The sequence below is a fragment of the Microbacterium sp. C23T genome, from assembly GCF_053345975.1.
Genome location: NZ_JBKFBD010000030.1, coordinates 1 through 19,416 on the forward strand (window position 1 = coordinate 1; position 19,416 = coordinate 19,416).

Here is a 19,416-nt window from a genome sequence, read left to right on the forward strand (position 1 = left end):
CCGAGGACCTTCTTCGTCGCGGCGAGCTCGTCGCCACCGAGCGCGGAGCCGTGGATCTTGCCGGTGTTCTGCTTGCCGGGCGACGGCCAGCCGATGATGGTGCGCAGCACGATGAGCGACGGCTTGGACGTCTCGCCCTTCGCCGCCTCGATCGCCGAGTAGAGCTCCGCGACGTCCTCGACGTACTGCCCGGTCTTCTTCCAGTCCACGACCTGCACGTGCCAGCCGTACGACTCATAGCGCTTCGCGACGTCCTCCGTGAACGCCACATTGGTGTCGTCCTCGATGGAGATCTGGTTCGAGTCGTAGATCGCGATGAGGTTGCCGAGCTCCTGGTGACCCGCGAGCGACGACGCCTCGGAGGTGACGCCCTCCTGCAGGTCGCCGTCACCGGCGATCACGTAGATGTGGTGGTCGAACGGCGACTCACCCGCGGCGGCCTCCGGATCGAACAGGCCGCGCTCGTAGCGGGCCGCGTACGCGAAGCCCACCGCCGAGGCGAGACCCTGACCCAGCGGGCCGGTGGTGATCTCGACGCCCTTGGTGTGGCCGTACTCCGGGTGACCCGGCGTGAGCGAGCCCCACGTGCGCAGCGCCTTCAGGTCGTCGAGCTCGAGCCCGAATCCACCCAGGTACAGCTGCACGTACTGCGTGAGCGACGAGTGGCCGGCCGACAGGATGAACCGGTCGCGTCCGACCCAATGGGTGTCCGTGGGATCGTGGCGCAGCACGCGCTGGTACAGCAGGTACGCCGCGGGCGCCAGGCTCATCGCCGTGCCGGGGTGGCCGTTGCCGACCTTCTCCACCGCGTCCGCTGCCAGGACGCGGGCGGTGTCCACCGCGCGCCGATCGATCTCATCCCAACGCAGGGGGCTCATGCTGCTCCTTGAGGTTTGCTTGCGGGTGCGCTGGTGACTATTCACCCGTGCCATGGTCTTGCGGTTGCGTTTCGTTTGGCTGTGCCCGTCCGATCCCTGAACGCGGTCTCGTTGAGGGGCTTTTGTAGGTGCGCTCGTTGCTCAGGTCGGCCAACTCTCACACCAAGGGCTACAGGCGTCGGTGGTCTGAGTTCAGTCGTCCGGCGGGCTGTAGGAGACACAGCCCGTCGATGCGGAACAGTACGGAACAGCGGGCACCTGGTATTCGAGCACTCCGACCGTGTGCGGCACATGAGGACGGGGCCGAGTCATGTCGGGCAAGATCCAACTCGACCCCAGCCCCACCGCTCCCAACGTGATCAGCAGCGTCAGCACTTGGCTGGTGAGGCGCGTCTTGCTTTCGATCATGTTGGTCGCTCCCTTGCGATGCCTGCGGGTATCAGGTGCTCGGCGTGATCGTTACCGGCTGGTGTAGCCGCCGTCGATGGGGAGGGAGACGCCGCTGATCATCGAGGCGCCGTCGCTGAGGAGGAACACGATGGGAGCGGCGATCTCGTCTTCGGTGGCCCACCTGTGCAGCGGCATCGCGTCGAGGAACGGACCCTCGATGTCGGGACGACCCCAGTACCAGGCGGACATAGGAGTCATCACGACGGTCGGGTTGACGCTGTTCACGCGGATGCCGTACTGGCCGAGCTCGAGCGCGGAGACGCGGGTGATGTTGTCCAGGGCGGCCTTGGAAGAACCATAGGAGATGTGACCATTGAGCGCGACGAGGCTGGCCTGGCTCGACACGTTCACGATCGCCCCACCTCGCTCCTGTCGGATCATCTCGCGAGAGGCGTACTTGGTGACAAGCAGCGCACCGCGGGCATTGATGCTGATGACCTTGTCGAAGACGGCGATGTCGGTGTCCATCGGCGTGGCGATCTCTCCGCCCCACCCGCCGCAGTTGACGACGCCGTACAGGTCGAGACCCTCGATTGCCTCACGGATGCTGTCTTCCGACTCAAGGTCGAACTGGACTGTGCGCGCGCCGGTCTCCTGCGTGATCTTCTGAAGGGACTCGGGGGTTCGGCCAGCTGCGATGACGTCGGCTCCAGCGGCGACGAGCTGGCGGACCGTGGCCCCTCCGATCCCTCCGCCGGCCCCGGTGACGAGGATCGTGCGGCCGTTGAAATCGCTCATGGGTGTTCTCTCTGTTCGACTCTGAAGGAGTAGCGGGTATGTCCACCGTTCGAACGGGGACGCGAAGTCATGGTAACCACAAAACATGCCGTCTGTCACCGGTGACACAATATTTCTCATCACGGCTTGACACCGGTGACATGTACGCGTAGGTTCACAACGACCCGATGACGACGCCCGCTCGAGCAGCGGATCGTCTTGCAGGCGAGAACGCTGCAACTTGAGAGCGACGGCGCACACTGACGAGGAGCACGAAGTCGTGACCACCAACAAGTTCACTGACCCCCTGGACGGGCGAGTCTTTGACGCGAGTATCGACGAGCTCGTCGATCGCGCGCGGTCACTGTCTCAGTCCGGCCGCCGCCTTCTCGGCATCACCGGTGCGCCCGGCGCCGGAAAGTCGACGCTGTGTGCTGCGCTCCTGCGCGAGCTGGACGGCAGCGCCGTGCTGGTCGGGATGGACGGATTTCACCTCGCGAACGAGGAACTCGTCCGCCTGGGGAGGCGCTCACGGAAAGGTGCGCCGGACACGTTCGACATCGACGGCTACGCGTCGTTGCTGCGTCGGCTGCGCGAACAGCGAGACGGCGTGATCTACGCGCCCACTTTCAACCGTGCGATCGAAGAATCTATCGGATCGGCGATCCCCGTCTCCGCCGATGTCCCACTGGTGATCACCGAGGGCAACTATCTGCTCCATGATGCGGGTGGGTGGGAGAACGTCGGACCACAGCTGGACGAAAGCTGGTACCTCGACGTGCCGGCCTCCGATCGCGAGAACCGTCTGATCGGTCGGCGGCGATCGTTCGGCGAATCGACGGCTGACGCCACCGTATGGGTGCACGGTGTGGACCAAGTCAATGGCGCCGTTGTGGAGGCCAGCCGGCACAACGCCGACTTCGTGATCCGCTTGACCACCCAACTGCAACCAACCCGGTAACGGGACCTACCCACAACGAAGGAGTTGAACTATGACCACCAAGGGTGTGCCGGTTCTCGAGGCTCGCGCCTTGTCCCGGCAGTTCGGTCACGTGCGCGCGCTCAGCGACACCGACTTTGAGGTATATCCGGGGGAGGTGACCGCACTCATCGGAGACAACGGCGCCGGCAAGTCCACACTCGTCAAGGCGCTGTCCGGGAACCTGGCCCTCGACAGCGGCACCATCAAGTTCGATGGTGAGCCGATCGACATGAGCACCCCGTCGACCGCCAGCGCTCTCGGCATCGAGACGGTGTATCAGGATCTCGCGCTGGCCCCGCATCTGAATCCCGTGCAGAACATGTACCTCGGCCGCGAGATTCCTCTCCCTGGTCTCGGCGGCTTCTTCGGGTTCATGAAGACCAAGGAGATGCAGAAGGAATCCCGCCTCGCATTCGATGACTTGGGCGCGACCGTCCGATCGCTCACCGCACCAGTCGGGGACATGTCCGGCGGGCAGCGGCAGGCGATCGCGATTGCGCGTGCTGTGCACTGGGCGAGCCGTGTCGTGTTCCTCGACGAGCCCACGGCCGCACTCGGCGTCCGGCAGACCAAGAACGTGCTGGACACCATCCGTCGCGTCCGCGACAAGGGGATCGCGGTGGTGTTCATCAGTCACTCGATGCCGCACGTGATGGAAGTTTCCGACCGGATCCAGGTGCTGCGGCTGGGTACGCGAGTCGCGAACATCCAGACGAAGGACACAAACATGGAGGAGCTCGTCGGCCTGATGACCGGCGCCGTTACCAAGGAGGGCAACGCGTGAGCGTCAAGAATCCGCCGACCGAGACCATGTCGATCGGCGTCGAGGAGCCGCAGGTAGGGTTCCTGCGCCGGGTGCTGCGCACCCAGGCGTTCCAAGTGTTCCTCGTCCTGCTCGTGATCATCATGGTGTTCACGATCATGGCGCCGGATACGTTCGCACAGTGGTCGAACTTCCGGCTCATCATCCAGAACGCGTCCATCCTCGCCGTGCTCGGCGTCGGGATGACCTATGTGATCATCACGGCCGGCATCGACCTGTCCATCGGGTCCGTTCTGGTGTTCTCCGGTGTCGTCGCCGCAATCACGATGCGCGCCATGGGCGGCGGGGGATGGGGCGTGGCAACGGTCGGCATCCTGGTGTCCATCGCTTCCGGACTCGCATGGGGCCTCTTCAATGGAGTGCTGATCGCGAAGGCCAAGATCCCGCCACTGATCGTCACTCTTGGCACATTGGGCATCACGCTCGGGCTGGCGCAGATCCTCACAGGCGGCATCGACATCCGTGACGTCCCCACCGAGCTGACCCTGACCGTTGGCTACGGAAACGTGCTCGGCACGATTCCCCTGATTGCCGTGATCGCCCTCGTTGTCATCGTCATCGGCGCGATCGTGCTGCACTTCGCTAAGTTCGGCCTGTACACCTTCGCGGTGGGATCCAGCGAGATCGCGGCTCGTCGGGTGGGCGTGAAAGTGGACGCACAGTTGATCCGCATCTACGCGCTGTCGGGCGGTCTGGCGGGCCTCGCTGGCATCCTGTCGCTGTCGCAGTTCTCCACCACGGCCATCGCGGGACAGTCGCAAACAAACCTGAACGTCATCGCCGCCGTGGTCATCGGCGGAACATCGCTGTTCGGTGGCGTGGGAACCGTCGTCGGCACCGTGGTGGGCCTCTTCATCCCGGCCGTGCTGCAGAACGGCTTCGTCATCATCGGGGTGCAGCCGTTCTGGCAGCAGGTCGCCGTCGGTGCCGTGCTGATCATTGCCGTGTACGTCGACCAGGTGCGCCGGTCCGCGGCGATGCGAGGGAACACACAAGCGCTCTGGCGGAAGTTCCTCAGCGGCGGACGCAGCGGGTAGCTCTCGTCTCACGACCACCATCCAAGAACAGGAGGAGATCACGATGAAGTGGACCAGAACCATGTCGGGCATCGCCGCGCTGGGTGCGGCGACGACCCTGGCGCTGGCCGGATGCTCCAGCTCCGGCGCCCCCAGCGCTACCTCCGATCCCGGAGCCGGGGACGACGACTACTCGATCGCGTTCATCCAGGGCGTGGCGGGGGATGAGTTCTACATCTCGATGCAGTGCGGAATTGAGGATGCCGCCGCGGAACTCGGCGCGACGGTGGATGTGCAGGGGCCCGCGGAGTGGGATCCGACGCTGCAGAAGCCGATCGTTGACGCGGTCGTGGCCAAGAAGCCCGACGCGCTGCTGATCGCACCCAACGACCTCACCGCAATGGAGGCGCCGATTGCCGCGGCCGCTGCCGCGGGCATCAAGGTTGTCCTGGTCGACACCACGCTGAGCGACCCGTCAATGGCGGTATCGCAGATCTCCAGCGACAACATCGGCGGCGGTGAGGCGGCGTTCGAAGCAATCAAGGCCGCCCAGCCCGGCGGGGGAAAGGTGCTGGTGGTTTCCAACGAGCCGGGCATCTCGACCACGGACGAACGCGCCGAGGGGTTTGAGGCCGCCGCGGCGCAGGATCCCAACTTCGAGTCGGTCGGCATCCAGTACAGCCACAACGATCCGGCCGAGGCTGCTCGGCTTGTCACTGCGGCACTGGCAAAGGATCCGGACATCGTCGGCATCTTCGCCGCCAACCTCTTCGCCGCAGAAGGCTCTACGACCGGAGTTCAGCAAGCGGGGAAAGCAGGGGAGATCACCATCGTCGGGTTCGATGCCGGTCCCGCGCAGGTGAAGGCCCTCAAGGACGGCGTCGTCCAAGCGTTGATCGCGCAGGATCCCGCCACGATCGGCAGCGACGGTGTCGCACAGGCAATCGCCGCTCTCAAGGGTGAGGCGACCGACGAGAAGATCCAGACCGGGTCCACCACCCTCACCGCCGACAACATCGACACCGACGGCGCGGACGCGATCTACAAGTCGTCCTGCAACTGAGACCGGGTGTCCCGCCGGAAGACGCCGTCCGGCGGGACACCCCAAACACGCAAGGAAATCACCATGGTTCAGCTGTCGTCCGATACCGTTTCGTCGCTCCCGCCTACCGTTGCGGTGCCGACATACCACCCGGGTGAGGTGACCCCGAGCATCGTGCACTTCGGAGTGGGTGCGTTCCATCGTGCGCACGAGGCTATGTACCTCGACCGGATCCTGAACGCCGGTGCCCGCGAGTGGGGGATCTGCGGGGTCGGTGTCCTTCCCGGCGACGCAGCCATGCGCGATGTTCTGACCAAGCAGGACCACCTCTACACCCTCGTCACCCGCTCCCCAGACGGCAGCAGCGAAGCGCGCGTCATTGGATCGATCGCGCAGTACCTGTTCGCCCCTGACGACCCCGACGCGGTGCTCCGCAAACTCGCCGACCCGGCAACCCGTATCGTGTCGCTCACGATCACAGAGGGTGGCTATCACGTCGACGACAGCACAGGACGGTTCGAACCCACCGACCCCGCGACACTCGCCGACCTGGCTGGCGACGCCGTCCCGCGAAGTGTGCTCGGATTCCTCACGGCCGCACTGCGGCTGCGCAGAGACGCCCACGTCCCGCCGTTCACGGTGATGTCGTGCGACAACATCCAGGGCAACGGAGTCATCGCTCGCACCGCGCTGCTCGGCTTCGCCGAGCAGAAGGATCCGGAGCTCGCCGAATGGATCGCGGCAAACGTCGCGTTTCCCAGTTCCATGGTGGACCGCATCACGCCGGCGACCACTGACGAGACTCGTGCGAGCATCGCAGAAGGGTTCGGCGTGGAGGACCTGTGGCCGGTGCGGTCGGAGTCCTTCGACCAGTGGGTGCTCGAGGACCACTTCACCCTCGGCCGGCCCCCGCTCGAAACGGTCGGCGTGCAGCTGGTGCCTGATGTCGTGCCGTATGAGCTGATGAAACTCCGTCTGCTGAACGCGTCGCATCAGGCCATGAGCTATCTGGGAATCCTCTCCGGCGCCACCTATGTGCACGAGGTGTGCACCGACCCGCTGTTCGTTGAGTTCCTGCGCAGCTATATGGATGCAGAAGCGATCCCTACCCTGCAGCCCGTACCCGGGATCAGCCTCCCCGCCTATTGCGACCAGCTGATCTCGCGGTTCGGCAGCGAAGCGATCCTGGACACGCTCGCCCGTCAGGTCGTCGACGGCTCCGACCGGATCCCCAAGTTCCTGCTGCCTGTGGTCCGCGATCAGCTCGCTCGGGACGGACACATCAGTCACGCGGCCCTCGTGTTGGCAGCGTGGAGTGTCTTCCTCGAAGGGGCCACGGAGACGGGCGCGCCCACTCCGATCGTGGATCGGCGGGAGCAGGACCTGCGCGATGCTGTCGCGGAAGAGTCCGTGCTCGCCGGCAGCTTCCTGGACTACACCCCTGTCTTCGGCGACCTGGGGGAGAACGAGCGCCTCCGCGTTGCGTTCATCCAGGCCAGAAGATCCCTAAAAGCAATCGGCGCGCGCAATGCGATCAGTGCGCTGCTGACGAGCCGGTAGATCGTAGCTGGATGCACGAACGCGCGGTCCGACGACCAACCTTGCGGGACGTCGCCCGAGAGGCCGGAGTGGCGGCGTCGACCGCGTCGGCCGCGTTGAGCGGTCGCGGCGCGGTGCGTCCGGAAACCCGAGCACGCGTCCAGCAGGCCTGCCAAAGACTGGCCTACACCCGCCCCGATCCGTCCGCCCGATTCCTTCGCCGACGGCGCAGCGAGCTCATCGCGATGCTGCTACCGGAGCACCTCGATGCTGCGGGATGGGTCGAAGTGAGAAGCCTCATCGCGGATTGCGCGGCGGTGGGCTGGTCGGGTGCGGTCATCCCGTTCACCGACCACACCCTGGAGACGGTTGACCGGATGCTGCTGGACGCGGTGATCCTCTTGGGCGTCACTGATCCCGGCATTGAGCGGGCGCTGGCGGCGAGGGGGATTCCCGTGCATCACCTGCGTCCTGGTGCCCCATCAAGCAGCCGCACCGCCGTGTTCCGCTCCTTGACAGGTGCGGAACACGGCGGTGCGGCTGCCGAGGGTGGGGTCGCGTCGGCCTAGTCTGCAGGCCGCGGTTTGAGCGTGGCGGGCCATCCCGCACCGGGTAGGCAGACCAGTGCCCGGCCGTGGCCGCGGAACTGCCACGATCCGAACCCATGGGGCACTGCGACCACATCACCGCGCCGCGCCGGAAGGCTGCCGGCCTCAGAGAACAGCTCGCCGTCACCGGCAGCGATCAGGGCGACCGCGAAACTCTCCGTCACCGAATCTGTCGGACCGCCGTCGGAGGACGTGACGTCCAGGATGCGGAAGAACGGGTCCGCCATTGAGGGCAACACTGACCTCACTGCACCGCGCGCAGGAATGTCCAGAGGAGCGGGTCCGGTGCGGATGAGCTGGGCGAGCTCGTCGACTCCCAGCGCGGACGTCGAGACCGCGCCCATTACGGTGTTCCATCCGACGCCGATGTGGGAGTCGTCCCTGGTCGCGGTTGTGATGGACCACTCGAGCAAGATCGACCAATCGGTGGGCTCTTGCACCTCGAGAACGAACACTCCGCTGTCGATGGCGTGGGCCGTACCCGCCGGGACGAAGATCCCCATCCCCGGCTCCACGGGAATGCGGTTCAAGCGCTGCAGCATCCATTCGCTGTCTTGCGCATCCCTCGCCCTGGCGAGTTCGTCCGGGTCTACCGGTTCCCTCCACCCGAGATAGACCGCGGAACCCGGATCGGCGTCAAGGATGTACCACGCTTCCGTCTTCCCATAAGGGCAATCCAGATGCTGCGCGGCGAAGCTCCGATCGGGGTGCACATGCACTGGGAGACGCTGCGCAGGGTCGAGCAGCTTCACCAGCATCCCGGTATCGGTGAGCGTGTCTCCGTCTTTGGAACCGATCCATGCGTTCGCGTCGCTGCTGATGACGTCCCGCAGCATAGTGCCCTCCTCGGTGACAGCGAGCCCCGATGTGGGGTCACCGAAGCGTGTCACCGTCGACCCCAACCATTCCTCCGGCTGGTAGTCGCTTCGCACGTCGGCACCGCGCAGTGCCGCGATTCGGGCGCCGCCTCGATAGTTGTGCTGTAGGTATTGGAACGGCAGTCGGACGGGTGTGAGAGTCATTGGTGCACCTTGCAGGATTCGCGTTCGATGAGTTCGACGTCGAGGATGTTCTTCTGTCTCTGCCGACGAGTGGGGTGATCCAGGCGGCTCAGCACTCGTTCGGCAGCGAGCGTTCCGATCCGCGCAGGGTTCTGATCGATGACCGTAAGCGTCGGCGATAGCACGTCGGCCATGGGGAAGTCCCCGAACCCGACGACCGCGATCGGATGCTTGCGTGTGGCTTGAACTAGGGCCATTGAACAGCGCGCATTTGCCGAGAACACTGCCGTCGGGGGGCTGGGAAGCGTCCGCAATCGCTTCATCGCGTCACGGGTGATGGCGGCGTCCGAGGCATGGGCCACGATCAGTTCCTCATCCGGCGCCAGGCCGTACTCGGTGAGTGCGCGTCGCCAACCGGCAAGCCGCCGCGTCTCCGTGGACAGGTGGATCATGTCTCCGAGATAGGCGATCCGGCGGTGCCCGTGCTCAAGCAGGTGGCGGGTGGCGTGGTAAGCACCGGTCTCATCATTCTCGGTGAACGTGTCGGTGGCCAGACCGATGGGGGCGCGGTCCACGAACACGATCGGTGTGTGCTGCTGCCACTTCCGCAGCCAGGAGTGATCGGTACCGACGGGCGCGACGATCAGCCCCGACAGCTGCCGCCCGAGCAGGGATTCCAGGGTGGGGCGTTCGCTGTGGGGCTGATCGCCCAGGCTGGCGACGAGCGTGGACATGCCGTGAGCGCGGGCAATGTCGTCCACGGCGCGGGCGATCGTCGCGAAGAACGGGTCGATGATGTCGGGAACCGCGACACCGATCACCGATGAGCGTCCGTTGCGGAAGGTGGTCGCCAGCACGTTCGGCACGTAGTCGAGATCCGCCATCACCTGCTGCACGTGCGCGCGGGTCTGCGGCAACACGTGCGGGTCCCCATTGAACACGCGCGACACCGTCTTCGCACTCACGCCTGCGTGTGCGGCGACGTCTCGCATCGTGGTCATGGAACCCTCTCAGGTGGTGGTCCGACAAAGCTCAGCTCATGCTCTTGGCCCCGCCGGGCTGCGCGTCAGCGGCGGTCGACGGCGTCGGCGAGCTCCTGCAGTCGCGGGAGTGCTCGCTCGGTCAGCAGCTGCTGACGGTCGGCGGCACCGAAGGCGAGGCTGTCTTTCCATAGCGATCGGCCGGCCATCGCTCCGCCTGCCCCGTTAGCCATCGCGATTCGGACCTGGTCGATGAAGGTGACGTGGTCGACGCCGGCAGAAAGGACCGCCCAGGGCACGTCGCCCGCAGCTTCGGTGACAGCCGCGCACGCTTCTGCGGAGCCGGGGTACTGCAGCTTCAGCACCTTCGCACCGCACTCTGCGGCCAGCCGGGCCCCATCGACGACCAGCCCGGGGAATGCGGCCGCGTAACCCTCGTCGGACTCATCGGGCAGTTGGTACGTGAGCAGCTCTACGATCAGCAGGACCCCTTCGGCCTCGCACTGGCCGACGAGTTCGCGGATCTGCTCGGCGACACGGGAATCCGGGCCTTGGCGATCGGGCCGAGTGTAGAACAGCATCTTGGCGACATCGCCGCCCAGCTCTCGGACCGTGCGCGCCGTGACGCCCGGGACATAGCGGGTGTACCGCAGGTCCTCGACGGTTTCGAATCCCGAGGCATCAAGCCCCACCACCAGCGCCGTGTCGCGGGAGAGGACACCGTCGGTGACGATCTGGGGGAGGGCGACCTCGGGGTCGAGCAGGATCGCCGGCGCGTGGTTGGCGAGATGCCGGACCAGGTCGGCCTTGACGTCGGCGAGCTCACCCGTCGTGATCTTGTCCGATCCGTTCGGGGCGTCCGGGATGGCTGCCTTCATGCCGTTGCGCTGATCGGCGGCGACGATCAGCATGTTGCCGTCCGGGGTCGAGATCCGCTGCATTCCCCGGCGTTCGAGGGTGGTGAGTGTGGGCATGGGTGCTCCTTAGGGGTTGTCAGTTCGGTCGGATTGTTCGGGCCGCCACTGTGGCGGCTCCGAACGCGGTCTCCAGCTCCTGGCTGGAGAAGGCAAGGTCAGGCAGGACTCGACTCCGGGCGCGCCGAACGGAGGACATTCCGGTCCAACCGCCAGTGAGAGTGCTGCTGGTGGCAGGCGGGACCTCTCGGTCCATCGCGGCGATGAGCGTCTGGATCTCCTCGTTGCTGTGTCGCAGCACCGCTGAAAACAGCTCGGCGGGGCTGATTCCGTCAGTACGAGAGGTGATCCGCAGGACGCCGTCGTCGTTTCGGGCGCCCGTGACCTCAAGGGCACCGTCCGGCAGTGCGCCCTCGTAGGGGGACGCCATCACCTGATCATCCAAGGCGTCCCGGCCCGTCCTGTCGGTGATACCGGAGAGTTGAAGGACGCGCCGCAGCAGCAGTCCGCTCTTCACTCCGGCGACGAGCACGTGCTTGCCTGGAACGACATGACGGACCTCATTGATGAGCGCGTCCGCCAACCGTCGTCGCGCTTCGAAGCCCAGCGGTCGGTCGATGACTCGCAACAAGACTTCCGCAGTTCCAAGGGACACGTGGTAGGTGTCCGAGTCCAGCGTGCTTGTCGCTTCCGCTGACACCAGATGGTCGTGCCCCGCCACGGTGAGGTGCGCGCCGGCGATGTTGTCAGGGAGGTTTGGCGAAACGCGGCCCCAGCCAGCACCGGCGTCCCGCAGCGGCGGCAGGAATGTCTCATCGACGCCAAGGTCGTGCAGGATGTTCCCCCACGGTTCGCCGGTGTCCTGATCGATCAGCCCGGTTCGGGACGTCAGCGAGTACTCGACCGCGGTTTCGCCCCCGAGCAGAGTGACGACGAACTCCGGAAGATTCAGCCACCGTCGTCCGCGCAGCATCACGCCCTGGTCCCGGACGTAGGCGAGTTTCACCGCGGTGACCTGCACGCCGAAGGGGAGTCCGGTGCGGCCGGCAAACTCGTCGCGCACCGCGGGAGAGAACGAGTCGAGCTGCGCGGCACCGCGCGGGTCGAACCAGGCGAATGCCGGAGCGACTGCGGTACCAGCTCGGTCCACCACCATCCCGGTCTCACCCATTCCGGCTACCCCGATCGCTTCGATGCGGGCTGCCGTCAGGGCAGCCAGGGCTGAGCACACCCGCCGCAGCAGCACATCGATCGCGGCAGCCAGTGAATGCGCATCCAGTTCGGTGGTCCCTCCGGCACCCAGCCGCCAGGGTGTCGGCACCTGGTCGCTGACGATCTCGTTCCCGGCGCTATCAGTAACGAGCATCTTGAGGTTGGTGCTTCCCAAGTCGATGCCCGCGAACAGCGACCGCTCTCCGATGCATCCTGGAGAGCTCAGAGCAGCTGCGTCCTGCGCGATCCTGCCGTCGACCACAACGGTTTCCTTTCGTCTCGACACCACAGTCGAGAGTCGCAAACCCGGTATGACACCGGTGACTTATCACGTCTATCGTGGGTCTCGTGTCATCTCAATGTCAAATGCCCCGTCCGTTCGTGATCGCCGTCGCGGGAGATGCCGGGAGTGGGAAGAGCACGCTGGGGCGGGCTCTGGGCGCGCATCTAGGGGCGCCCGTCCTGGATCTCGACACGCTGACAAATCCACTGCTGGACGCCGTTCCTGAGAGTGTGTGGGGCGGCCATTGGCTGTCGTCGCCATATGCCGAGAGCATCCGTGATGGACGGTATGCCGCGTTACGGTCGACGGCGCGACAGCTCCTGGAGACAACACCCCGGTTGGTCCTGGTCGCGCCGTTCACGGCCGAGCTCAGCGGAGGCGCGGCGTGGCGGCAGCTGGGCGACGCGGTGGGTAAAGCGGAGCTGACGGTGGTTCACCTTTCCGGGGACGCCGAGTTGCTGAGTGCACGCCGGGCGGCACGCGGTGAAGATAGGGACAAGCATCGGCCGGCGCCGCCGGCGCCTACGGCTCCGCAGATCGACGTGGTCAGTGTCGACGCTGAACTGACGACGGCGCAGCAACTGGCTCGGGTGCTTCCGCACGTGCTCGACCGCCTACCCATCACCCCGAACGCACCCGTCTTCTCTTCACGGTTCGATGCTGTGCTGTTCGATCTGGACGGAACGCTGATCGATTCGACCGCGTCGGTGCTGCGGTCGTGGCGTCGGTTCGCCACCTCCTACGGCGTGTCGATGGACGCGGTTGCGGAGAACCACGGGCAGCCCGCTCGAGCACTGATCTCTCGCCTGCTCCCTCCAGAGCTGCACGCGGAGGGCCTACAGCGCATCACTCAGATCGAAGTCGCGGACGCGGTCGGCTTGCCGCCGGTGCTCGGAGCACGCGAGTTCTTCGACTCGATTCCCGCGCACCAGCGGGGAATCGTCACCTCGGGGAGTCTCGCGATCGCCTCGGCCCGGGTACGCGCGGGCGGCTTCGACACCCCCGCGGTGTTCATCACCGCCGACGACATTCGACAGGGCAAACCCCACCCCGAGCCGTACTTGCTCGCCGCCGCTCGCCTCGGTGTCGATCCGCGCCGTTGCCTTGTGGCAGAGGACGCTCCTGCAGGGATCGCCTCGGCGAAGGCCGCCGGGTGCACCGTCGTGGCCGTCTCCGGGACGGTCCCCCTGGAGGAGCTCGTGGCCGCGGATCTGGTGGTCGACGGCTTCGATCGCCTGACCGTCGCGCCGCAGGCCGATGGTGCGCTGAGCCTCCGCTTGGCCGAGTGAGGGAACTGTCATCGGTGACAATCTACTGATTGACACCGGTGACATATTGCCCGTATGGTTCTCGGCGAGCAAGTTAGCCCAGCTCACACCCCGAGAACAGAGAGGTTTTCTGATGCACAGCACACACAGAACCAGACGGGCCCTCTGGGCCGTCGCGGGCGTCTCGATCGCCGGACTTGCACTGGCTGGCTGCTCCGGCGCCGGTGGCGGCAACTCGAGCGGCGCCGTGACGCTGAACCTGGCGACAGTGAGCAACCCTCAGATGAAGGACATGGAGCAGCTCAAGGGTGAGTTCGAGTCGGAGCACCCCGATATCAAGGTGAACTTCATCCAGATGGAGGAGAACGACCTTCGCGACGCCGTCACCAAGGACATCGCCACCCAGGGTGGTCAGTATGACATCGTCACCATCGGGGCGTACGAGGTGCCGCTGTGGCAGCAGAACGACTGGCTGGTCGACCTGTCGCAGTGGGCCGACGCCGACGCCGACTACGACATCGACGATCTGTTCGCACCGGTGCGCACCTCCGTCTCGGTGGACGGCGACCTGTACGCCGCCCCGTTCTACGGCGAGTCGTCCTTCCTGATGTACAACAAGGACATCGTCGAGGCCGCCGGCCTGACTGTCCCGGACAACCCGACCTGGCCGGAGATCGCGGACTTGGCCGCGCAGCTGAAGTCCGCCGACCACGCCGGAATCTGCCTTCGTGGCAAGCCTGGGTGGGGCGAGGGCATCGCGGGCCTGAACACGGTCGTGAACACCTACGGTGGCGCCTGGTACGACGAGGACTGGAACGCTCAGGTCGACCAGCAGGGATTCCGGGACGCGCTCACGTTCTGGTCTGACACCATCAACGCCTCCGCCGAAGCCGACCCGGTGTCCTTCGGGTTCACGGAGTGCCTGAACCTGTTCTCGCAGGGAAAGGCGGCGATGTGGTACGACGCGACCTCCGCGGCCGGCACCCTGGAGGACCCGGAAGCCAGCAGCGTGGCCGGGAAGGTCGGCTATGTGATGGCTCCGACCATGGAGACGCAGAACAGCGGCTGGCTGTGGTCGTGGAACCTCGCGGTCCCGAAGACCTCCCAGCACTCTGAGCAGGCGTGGGAATTCATCAAGTGGGCCACGGGCAAGGACTACGCGAATCTTGTGGGCGAGAACCTCGGTTGGAGCCGTGTTCCCCCGGGATCGCGCGTGTCGACCTACGACATTCCCGAGTATCAGGAAGCCGCGGCCGCGTTCGCTGACATCACCAAGGAGTCGATGCTTGGCGTGAACCCGGCGCAGCCGGGCGTGGCACCGCAGCCGTGGGTGGGCATCCAGTACATCACCATCCCGGAGTGGCAGGACCTGGGCACCCAGGCGTCCCAGGTCTTCGCAGAGGTGTACGCCGGCCGTAAGTCGGTCGACGATGCCCTCGCGGAAGTACAGCAACTCGCTGAGACCGCGGGCGCCGCGCAGAAATAGATGACTGTCAGGGGTGCGGGCACCAATCGCCCGCACCCCTGCCGAAAGAAAAGCGCAGCACATGACTATCTCCACCAAGCAACAACTGGTTGACTCCGGCACCGACGACATCGTGGCGCCCGGAACGCGACCTAAGCCACGCGGTGGGTGGATTCCCAAGGCGCTGGTACTTCCCGCGTTCATCACGGCGTTCATCCTCACTCAGGTCCCGTTCCTGGCGACGGTCTACTACTCGTTCCAGCACTGGGATCTGCTGCGTCCGGAGACGCAGGCGTTCGCCGGTTTCGAAAACTACGTGACTGTGCTCACGACCGGGGACTTCATGGCCTCGCTGTGGTCGTCGGTTCTGATCACGGGAACCTCGGTTCTCCTGGCCGTCGTGCTCGGCCTGCTCATCGCACTGCTCCTGAACCGCACCTTCCGCGGCCTCGGTTTCGCACGCACACTCCTAATCACCCCGTTCCTGATGATGCCCGCCGCAGCTGCGCTGATCTGGAAATGGACGATCTTCGATGCGAACGCGGGCATCCTCAACTGGGCGCTCGGCCTGGTCGGGATCCCGCCGGTCGCATGGAACACCGACTTCCCCGTCTTCACGATCATCACCGTGCTGACCTGGCAGTACACGCCCTTCATGATGCTCATCATCCTGGCGGGCCTGCAGAGCCAGAGCGGCGAGGTCCTCGAGGCCGCACAGGTCGACGGCGCCGGCGCGTTCCGCACCTTCCAGGCCATCACCCTTCCCCACCTGCGTCCCTACATCGAGCTTGCGGCACTGCTGGGCTCGATCTTCATGCTCCAGGTCTTCGATCCGGTCCACATCATGACCAAGGGCACCGGTGGAACGAAGACACTTCCCTATCTCCTGTATGAGCGGGCATTCATTGGGCTGAACATCGGCGAGGCGGCCGCCTACGGTGTCATCACCGTGATCGTCACAATGATCGTGGCCACGTTCGCCCTCCGAATGCTCTTCAAGATCTTCTCCGCGGAGGGTGCACGATGACTGCCACAACCACGCTCGTCACGGGGCGAGCGAAGCCCCCCGTTCCCCGGTCGCGTCGAATCGGCCCGCGGATCCGATCGAACATGCTCACGCTCCTGACCTGGATCGTGACGTTCCTGATGTTCTTCCCCGTGCTGTGGATGGTGCTCACCGCGTTCAAGTCGGAGAAGGACGCCGCTGCGAGCCCGCCGGTGTTCTTCGCCGCACCGACGTTCGATCAGTTCGGGCAGGTCTTCCTGCGGGGCTTCACGCCCTACTTCATCAACTCGGTGACTGCCAGCGTGCTCTCGACGGTCATCATCATTCTGCTGGCGGTTCCCGCGGCGTACGGCCTGTCGGTGCGACCCATCAAGTCGTGGCGGGACGCGCTGTTCTTCTTCATCTCGACACGGTTCATGCCGATCGCGGCGTCGATCATCCCTCTCTACCTTCTACTGAAGGCCGTGGGGGGACTGGACAACATCACTGTCTTGGCGATTCTGTATGTCGGCGTCAACTTGCCGATCGCGATCTGGATGATGAGGTCCTTCTTCTCCGAGGTCCCTCTGGAAATCATCGAGGCAGCGCGTGTGGACGGCGCGAACCTTCGCGTGGAGCTCATCCGCGTGGTGCTCCCGATCGTCACGCCCGGACTTGCCGCGGCCGCCCTGATCTGCTTCATCTTCTCCTGGAACGAGTACTTCCTCGCAACGATCCTCACGTCCTCCAACGCGCGGACCTTGCCCCCCTTCCTGGGAAGCTTCGTCGACGGGCGCGGTCAGTTCATCGCGGTTCTCTGCGCGGCGGCGACCCTCGCCGTGCTGCCGGTCGTGGCCGCGGGGTGGATTGCGCAGAAGCGACTCGTTCGCGGGCTTGCGATGGGCGCGATCAAGTAGTCGGCCGCGCGCCGCTCAGCTCAGCCGACCCCGGAGGTCGCGAGCTGGGCGGCGTCACGGTCGATCAACGTGACGTCGAGGACGTTCTTGCGGCGGTAGCGGCGCAGCGGGTTATCCAGCCGCTCGAGCAGCCGCTGCGCTGCAGCCGTTCCCAGACCCTCCGGGTCCTGGTCGACCACAGTGACCTGCGGCGAGAGCGCCGTCGCCATCGGAAAGTCTCCGAAACTGACGAGGGCGATGTCTGTGCGGTGGAGCCGGTGCAACATCGACACGATCTCGGTCGACGTCCGCGAGTTCGACGAGAAGATGCTCGAGGGTGCGTCGGAATTGTTGAGCAGCTGTTCGATCCGCGCGCCCGCGGCGGAGGGCGTGTCCCACAGCACAAGATCCTCAGGGATGGGTACACCGGCCGCGATGAGGGCGTCCCGATACCCCTCCCACCGGCGATGGCTGGTGATCACGGCGTCGGAATCGCCCACGAACGCGATCCGACGATGCCCTTGCGCCAGCAGATGACGCACGGCGGCCTGCGCGCCACCTCGATCGTCCTCGATGAACAGATCCGCCGCGAGGTTACGGGGCTCGCGGTCGATGAAGATGACCGGTAGCTGTTCCACCCATCGCTTCAGATACGCCTGACTCGAGCTGGTGGGGGCGATTATCAGTCCGCTGACCTGATGGCGCAGCAAGGTCTCCACAATGTCGGGTTCCGCCTCCGGATCTTCCCCCAAGCTAGTGACGACCAGGGTGTATCCCCGGGGGCGAGCGAGCTGATCGACCGCTTTGGTGATCGCGGCGAAGAACGGGTCGCTGATGTCGGGCACTGCGATCGCCAGCAACGGCGCACGACCGGTGCGGAAAGCGGTGGCTGCGGAGTTTGGCAAGTAGTTCAGTGCCCGCATCGCTTCCGTGACCCGCTTGTGTGCGTCCGCCGAGACGTAATCGTCACCGCGGAAAACACGAGACACGGTCTTCGAGCTGACGCCTGCGAGCCGCGCAACATCCTTCATCGTTGTCACCGGTGTCTCCTCCTCGTCGGGCGCCTGCAAGCACGATAGTCGAGCCTTCCGACATCGGCATCTGTCATCGGTGACATATTGAGGCTTGACACCGGTGACACACCGTTCTACGGTTACTTCCGAGGCCGTCGCACCAGCCGCTCCAGGGACTGCTCCAACGGAACGGACACCACGCCTTTCGCGAAGATGCGTCGTGAGCGAAAGGCGCGTCGACCTTCACCTTGAGAGCCCGTGAATCTCAAGGTGCAATACCCGAGATCGTGCCGCCGGCACGTGATCACAGCACACAGCTCACAGAGGAGTGTCCACAATGAAGTCGAACCTCAAGTTCTCCAAGCCGCTCGGCGCAATGGTCGCCACGACCGCGGTGGTTCTGGCCCTGGCCGGCTGCTCGAGCAGCGCGCCGGCGGCTTCGGACACAGCGGGAGCAGCGGACGAGGACATCAAGCTCGCGTTCGTGCCGGGCCTGATCGGCGACGAGTTCTACATCAGCATGAAGTGTGGGGTGGAGGCGGCCGCGGCCGACCTCGGCGTCTCTGTCGACACGCAGGGCCCGACCGAGTTCGACCCCACGCTGCAGCGTCCCATCCTTGACACGGTCATCGCCTCCAAGCCGGATGCGCTGATCACCTCGCCGACGGACACTTCAGCACTGACGGCCCCGCTGACGGCCGCGGTCGACAGCGGGATCAAGCTGGTCCTGGTCGACACGACCATCGACGACCCCTCGATCGCCGTGTCGTCGATCGCCTCCGACAACGTCGGCGGGGGAGCGGAGGCGTTCTCCGCCCTCAAGGAACTCGTCCCCGACGGCGGCAAGGTGCTCGTGATGTCCACCGACCCCGGAGTCTCCACGCTCGACCAGCGCGTCAAGGGCTTCGAGGGCGCGGTCAACGCGGACTCTTCCTTCGAGTACGTCGGCGTGCAGTACAGCCACAACGACCCCGCTGAGGCCGCCCGCCTGATCACCGCCGCGCTGGCAAAGGACCCCGACATCGTCGGTGTGTTCGCCGGCAACACCGCGTCTGCGGAGGGTTCCGCGACCGGCATCCGCCAGGCAGGCAAGGAAGGCCAGGTGAAGATCGTCGGGTTCGACGCCGGCCCCGCCCAGATCAAGCAGCTCAAGGAGGGCACAGTGCAGGCCCTCATCGCGCAGTCGCCCGAGCAGATCGGTCGCGACGGCGTCGAGCAGGCTGTCGCCGCCATCAAGGGCGAGAAGGTCACCAAGGAGATCCAGACCGACTTCGCCGTCATCACGCAGGACAACGTCGACACCGAGGGTGCCGACTACGTCTACAAGTCCAGCTGCTGACCCAC

Annotated in this window: 18 protein-coding genes and 1 pseudogene; 11 read left to right on the forward strand and 8 right to left on the reverse strand. The window is 65.5% G+C overall.

Annotation, left to right across the window (positions count from 1 at the left end; translation table 11 throughout):
• The 3 genes and pseudogenes from ACLBXX_RS16130 to ACLBXX_RS16140 all read right to left on the reverse strand — a co-directional run.
• Positions 1-878, reverse strand: a pseudogene (locus tag ACLBXX_RS16130) (transketolase); the annotation flags it as partial.
• A gap of 192 nt (positions 879-1,070) precedes the next feature.
• On the reverse strand, positions 1,071-1,286 hold the full coding sequence (locus tag ACLBXX_RS16135) for a hypothetical protein (protein ID WP_447658863.1): 216 nt from the start codon (positions 1,284-1,286) through the stop codon (positions 1,071-1,073).
• Between the two features lie 51 nt (positions 1,287-1,337).
• Complete coding sequence (locus tag ACLBXX_RS16140; protein ID WP_447658864.1) at positions 1,338-2,066, reverse strand: SDR family oxidoreductase; 729 nt, start codon at positions 2,064-2,066, stop codon at positions 1,338-1,340.
• A gap of 259 nt (positions 2,067-2,325) precedes the next feature.
• On the opposite strand from ACLBXX_RS16140, the gene ACLBXX_RS16145 reads away from it, so the two are divergent.
• The 6 genes from ACLBXX_RS16145 to ACLBXX_RS16170 all read left to right on the forward strand — a co-directional run bounded on the left by ACLBXX_RS16145 (position 2,326) and on the right by ACLBXX_RS16170 (position 8,016).
• Entirely contained in the window at positions 2,326-3,006 is a 681-nt protein-coding gene (locus ACLBXX_RS16145) for a nucleoside/nucleotide kinase family protein (protein ID WP_447658865.1), read from the forward strand.
• Positions 3,007-3,037: 31 nt separating this feature from the next.
• On the forward strand, positions 3,038-3,811 hold the full coding sequence (locus ACLBXX_RS16150) for an ATP-binding cassette domain-containing protein (protein ID WP_447658866.1): 774 nt from the start codon (positions 3,038-3,040) through the stop codon (positions 3,809-3,811).
• Between the two features lie 26 nt (positions 3,812-3,837).
• Entirely contained in the window at positions 3,838-4,887 is a 1,050-nt protein-coding gene (locus tag ACLBXX_RS16155; RefSeq protein WP_447658867.1) for an ABC transporter permease, read from the forward strand.
• A 43-nt stretch (positions 4,888-4,930) separates the two neighbouring features.
• Positions 4,931-5,929 carry an ABC transporter substrate-binding protein gene (locus ACLBXX_RS16160; protein WP_447658868.1) on the forward strand — a complete coding sequence of 333 codons (999 nt, stop codon included), beginning with the start codon at positions 4,931-4,933 and terminating at the stop codon, positions 5,927-5,929.
• 63 nt (positions 5,930-5,992) lie between these two features.
• Entirely contained in the window at positions 5,993-7,468 is a 1,476-nt protein-coding gene (locus ACLBXX_RS16165) for a mannitol dehydrogenase family protein (protein WP_447658869.1), read from the forward strand.
• Positions 7,469-7,479: 11 nt separating this feature from the next.
• A complete protein-coding gene (locus tag ACLBXX_RS16170; RefSeq protein WP_447658870.1) occupies positions 7,480-8,016 on the forward strand; it encodes a LacI family DNA-binding transcriptional regulator in 537 nt (178 codons plus the stop codon).
• Here ACLBXX_RS16170 and ACLBXX_RS16175 read toward each other — a convergent pair.
• The 4 genes from ACLBXX_RS16175 to ACLBXX_RS16190 form a co-directional block, all read right to left on the reverse strand.
• Positions 8,013-9,077: a class I mannose-6-phosphate isomerase gene (locus tag ACLBXX_RS16175; protein WP_447658871.1), complete on the reverse strand. Its 1,065-nt coding sequence runs from the start codon at positions 9,075-9,077 to the stop codon at positions 8,013-8,015. The genes ACLBXX_RS16170 and ACLBXX_RS16175 overlap by 4 nt on opposite strands.
• Positions 9,074-10,057 (reverse strand): LacI family DNA-binding transcriptional regulator, encoded by a 984-nt coding sequence (locus ACLBXX_RS16180; RefSeq protein ID WP_447658872.1) that lies wholly within the window; start codon positions 10,055-10,057, stop codon positions 9,074-9,076. The genes ACLBXX_RS16175 and ACLBXX_RS16180 overlap by 4 nt, the downstream gene beginning before the upstream one ends.
• A gap of 65 nt (positions 10,058-10,122) precedes the next feature.
• Positions 10,123-11,010 carry a hypothetical protein gene (locus ACLBXX_RS16185; RefSeq protein ID WP_447658873.1) on the reverse strand — a complete coding sequence of 296 codons (888 nt, stop codon included), beginning with the start codon at positions 11,008-11,010 and terminating at the stop codon, positions 10,123-10,125.
• Positions 11,011-11,029: 19 nt separating this feature from the next.
• Positions 11,030-12,424: an FGGY-family carbohydrate kinase gene (locus ACLBXX_RS16190; protein ID WP_447658874.1), complete on the reverse strand. Its 1,395-nt coding sequence runs from the start codon at positions 12,422-12,424 to the stop codon at positions 11,030-11,032.
• A 119-nt stretch (positions 12,425-12,543) separates the two neighbouring features.
• Between ACLBXX_RS16190 and ACLBXX_RS16195 the strand changes: the two genes are divergently transcribed.
• From ACLBXX_RS16195 to ACLBXX_RS16210, 4 genes are all read left to right on the forward strand, one after another.
• On the forward strand, positions 12,544-13,734 hold the full coding sequence (locus ACLBXX_RS16195; protein ID WP_447658875.1) for an HAD-IA family hydrolase: 1,191 nt from the start codon (positions 12,544-12,546) through the stop codon (positions 13,732-13,734).
• Between the two features lie 112 nt (positions 13,735-13,846).
• Positions 13,847-15,199 (forward strand): ABC transporter substrate-binding protein, encoded by a 1,353-nt coding sequence (locus ACLBXX_RS16200; RefSeq protein WP_447658876.1) that lies wholly within the window; start codon positions 13,847-13,849, stop codon positions 15,197-15,199.
• Between the two features lie 61 nt (positions 15,200-15,260).
• Entirely contained in the window at positions 15,261-16,205 is a 945-nt protein-coding gene (locus ACLBXX_RS16205; protein WP_447658877.1) for a carbohydrate ABC transporter permease, read from the forward strand.
• Positions 16,202-17,080 (forward strand): carbohydrate ABC transporter permease, encoded by an 879-nt coding sequence (locus tag ACLBXX_RS16210; RefSeq protein WP_447658878.1) that lies wholly within the window; start codon positions 16,202-16,204, stop codon positions 17,078-17,080. Before ACLBXX_RS16205 ends, ACLBXX_RS16210 begins: the two co-directional genes overlap by 4 nt.
• Before the next feature lie 20 nt (positions 17,081-17,100).
• On the opposite strand, the gene ACLBXX_RS16215 is transcribed toward ACLBXX_RS16210, so the two are convergent.
• A complete protein-coding gene (locus ACLBXX_RS16215; RefSeq protein WP_447658916.1) occupies positions 17,101-18,090 on the reverse strand; it encodes a LacI family DNA-binding transcriptional regulator in 990 nt (329 codons plus the stop codon).
• Positions 18,091-18,409: 319 nt separating this feature from the next.
• Between ACLBXX_RS16215 and ACLBXX_RS16220 the strand changes: the two genes are divergently transcribed.
• Complete coding sequence (locus ACLBXX_RS16220; RefSeq protein ID WP_447658879.1) at positions 18,410-19,411, forward strand: ABC transporter substrate-binding protein; 1,002 nt, start codon at positions 18,410-18,412, stop codon at positions 19,409-19,411.
• The last annotated feature ends 5 nt before the right edge of the window (positions 19,412-19,416 follow it).

Bases quoted from the DNA above. Each gene is read 5' to 3' on its own strand.
- ACLBXX_RS16135 (WP_447658863.1), bottom strand. From the start codon at position 1,286: ATGATCGAAAGCAAGACGCGCCTCACCAGCCAAGTGCTGACGCTGCTG.
- ACLBXX_RS16140 (WP_447658864.1), bottom strand. From the start codon at position 2,066: ATGAGCGATTTCAACGGCCGCACGATCCTCGTCACCGGGGCCGGCGGA.
- ACLBXX_RS16150 (WP_447658866.1), top strand. From the start codon at position 3,038: ATGACCACCAAGGGTGTGCCGGTTCTCGAGGCTCGCGCCTTGTCCCGG.
- ACLBXX_RS16155 (WP_447658867.1), top strand. From the start codon at position 3,838: ATGTCGATCGGCGTCGAGGAGCCGCAGGTAGGGTTCCTGCGCCGGGTG.
- ACLBXX_RS16160 (WP_447658868.1), top strand. From the start codon at position 4,931: ATGAAGTGGACCAGAACCATGTCGGGCATCGCCGCGCTGGGTGCGGCG.
- ACLBXX_RS16165 (WP_447658869.1), top strand. From the start codon at position 5,993: ATGGTTCAGCTGTCGTCCGATACCGTTTCGTCGCTCCCGCCTACCGTT.
- ACLBXX_RS16170 (WP_447658870.1), top strand. From the start codon at position 7,480: ATGCACGAACGCGCGGTCCGACGACCAACCTTGCGGGACGTCGCCCGA.
- ACLBXX_RS16175 (WP_447658871.1), bottom strand. From the start codon at position 9,077: ATGACTCTCACACCCGTCCGACTGCCGTTCCAATACCTACAGCACAAC.
- ACLBXX_RS16180 (WP_447658872.1), bottom strand. From the start codon at position 10,057: ATGACCACGATGCGAGACGTCGCCGCACACGCAGGCGTGAGTGCGAAG.
- ACLBXX_RS16185 (WP_447658873.1), bottom strand. From the start codon at position 11,010: ATGCCCACACTCACCACCCTCGAACGCCGGGGAATGCAGCGGATCTCG.
- ACLBXX_RS16200 (WP_447658876.1), top strand. From the start codon at position 13,847: ATGCACAGCACACACAGAACCAGACGGGCCCTCTGGGCCGTCGCGGGC.
- ACLBXX_RS16205 (WP_447658877.1), top strand. From the start codon at position 15,261: ATGACTATCTCCACCAAGCAACAACTGGTTGACTCCGGCACCGACGAC.
- ACLBXX_RS16210 (WP_447658878.1), top strand. From the start codon at position 16,202: ATGACTGCCACAACCACGCTCGTCACGGGGCGAGCGAAGCCCCCCGTT.
- ACLBXX_RS16215 (WP_447658916.1), bottom strand. From the start codon at position 18,090: ATGAAGGATGTTGCGCGGCTCGCAGGCGTCAGCTCGAAGACCGTGTCT.
- ACLBXX_RS16220 (WP_447658879.1), top strand. From the start codon at position 18,410: ATGAAGTCGAACCTCAAGTTCTCCAAGCCGCTCGGCGCAATGGTCGCC.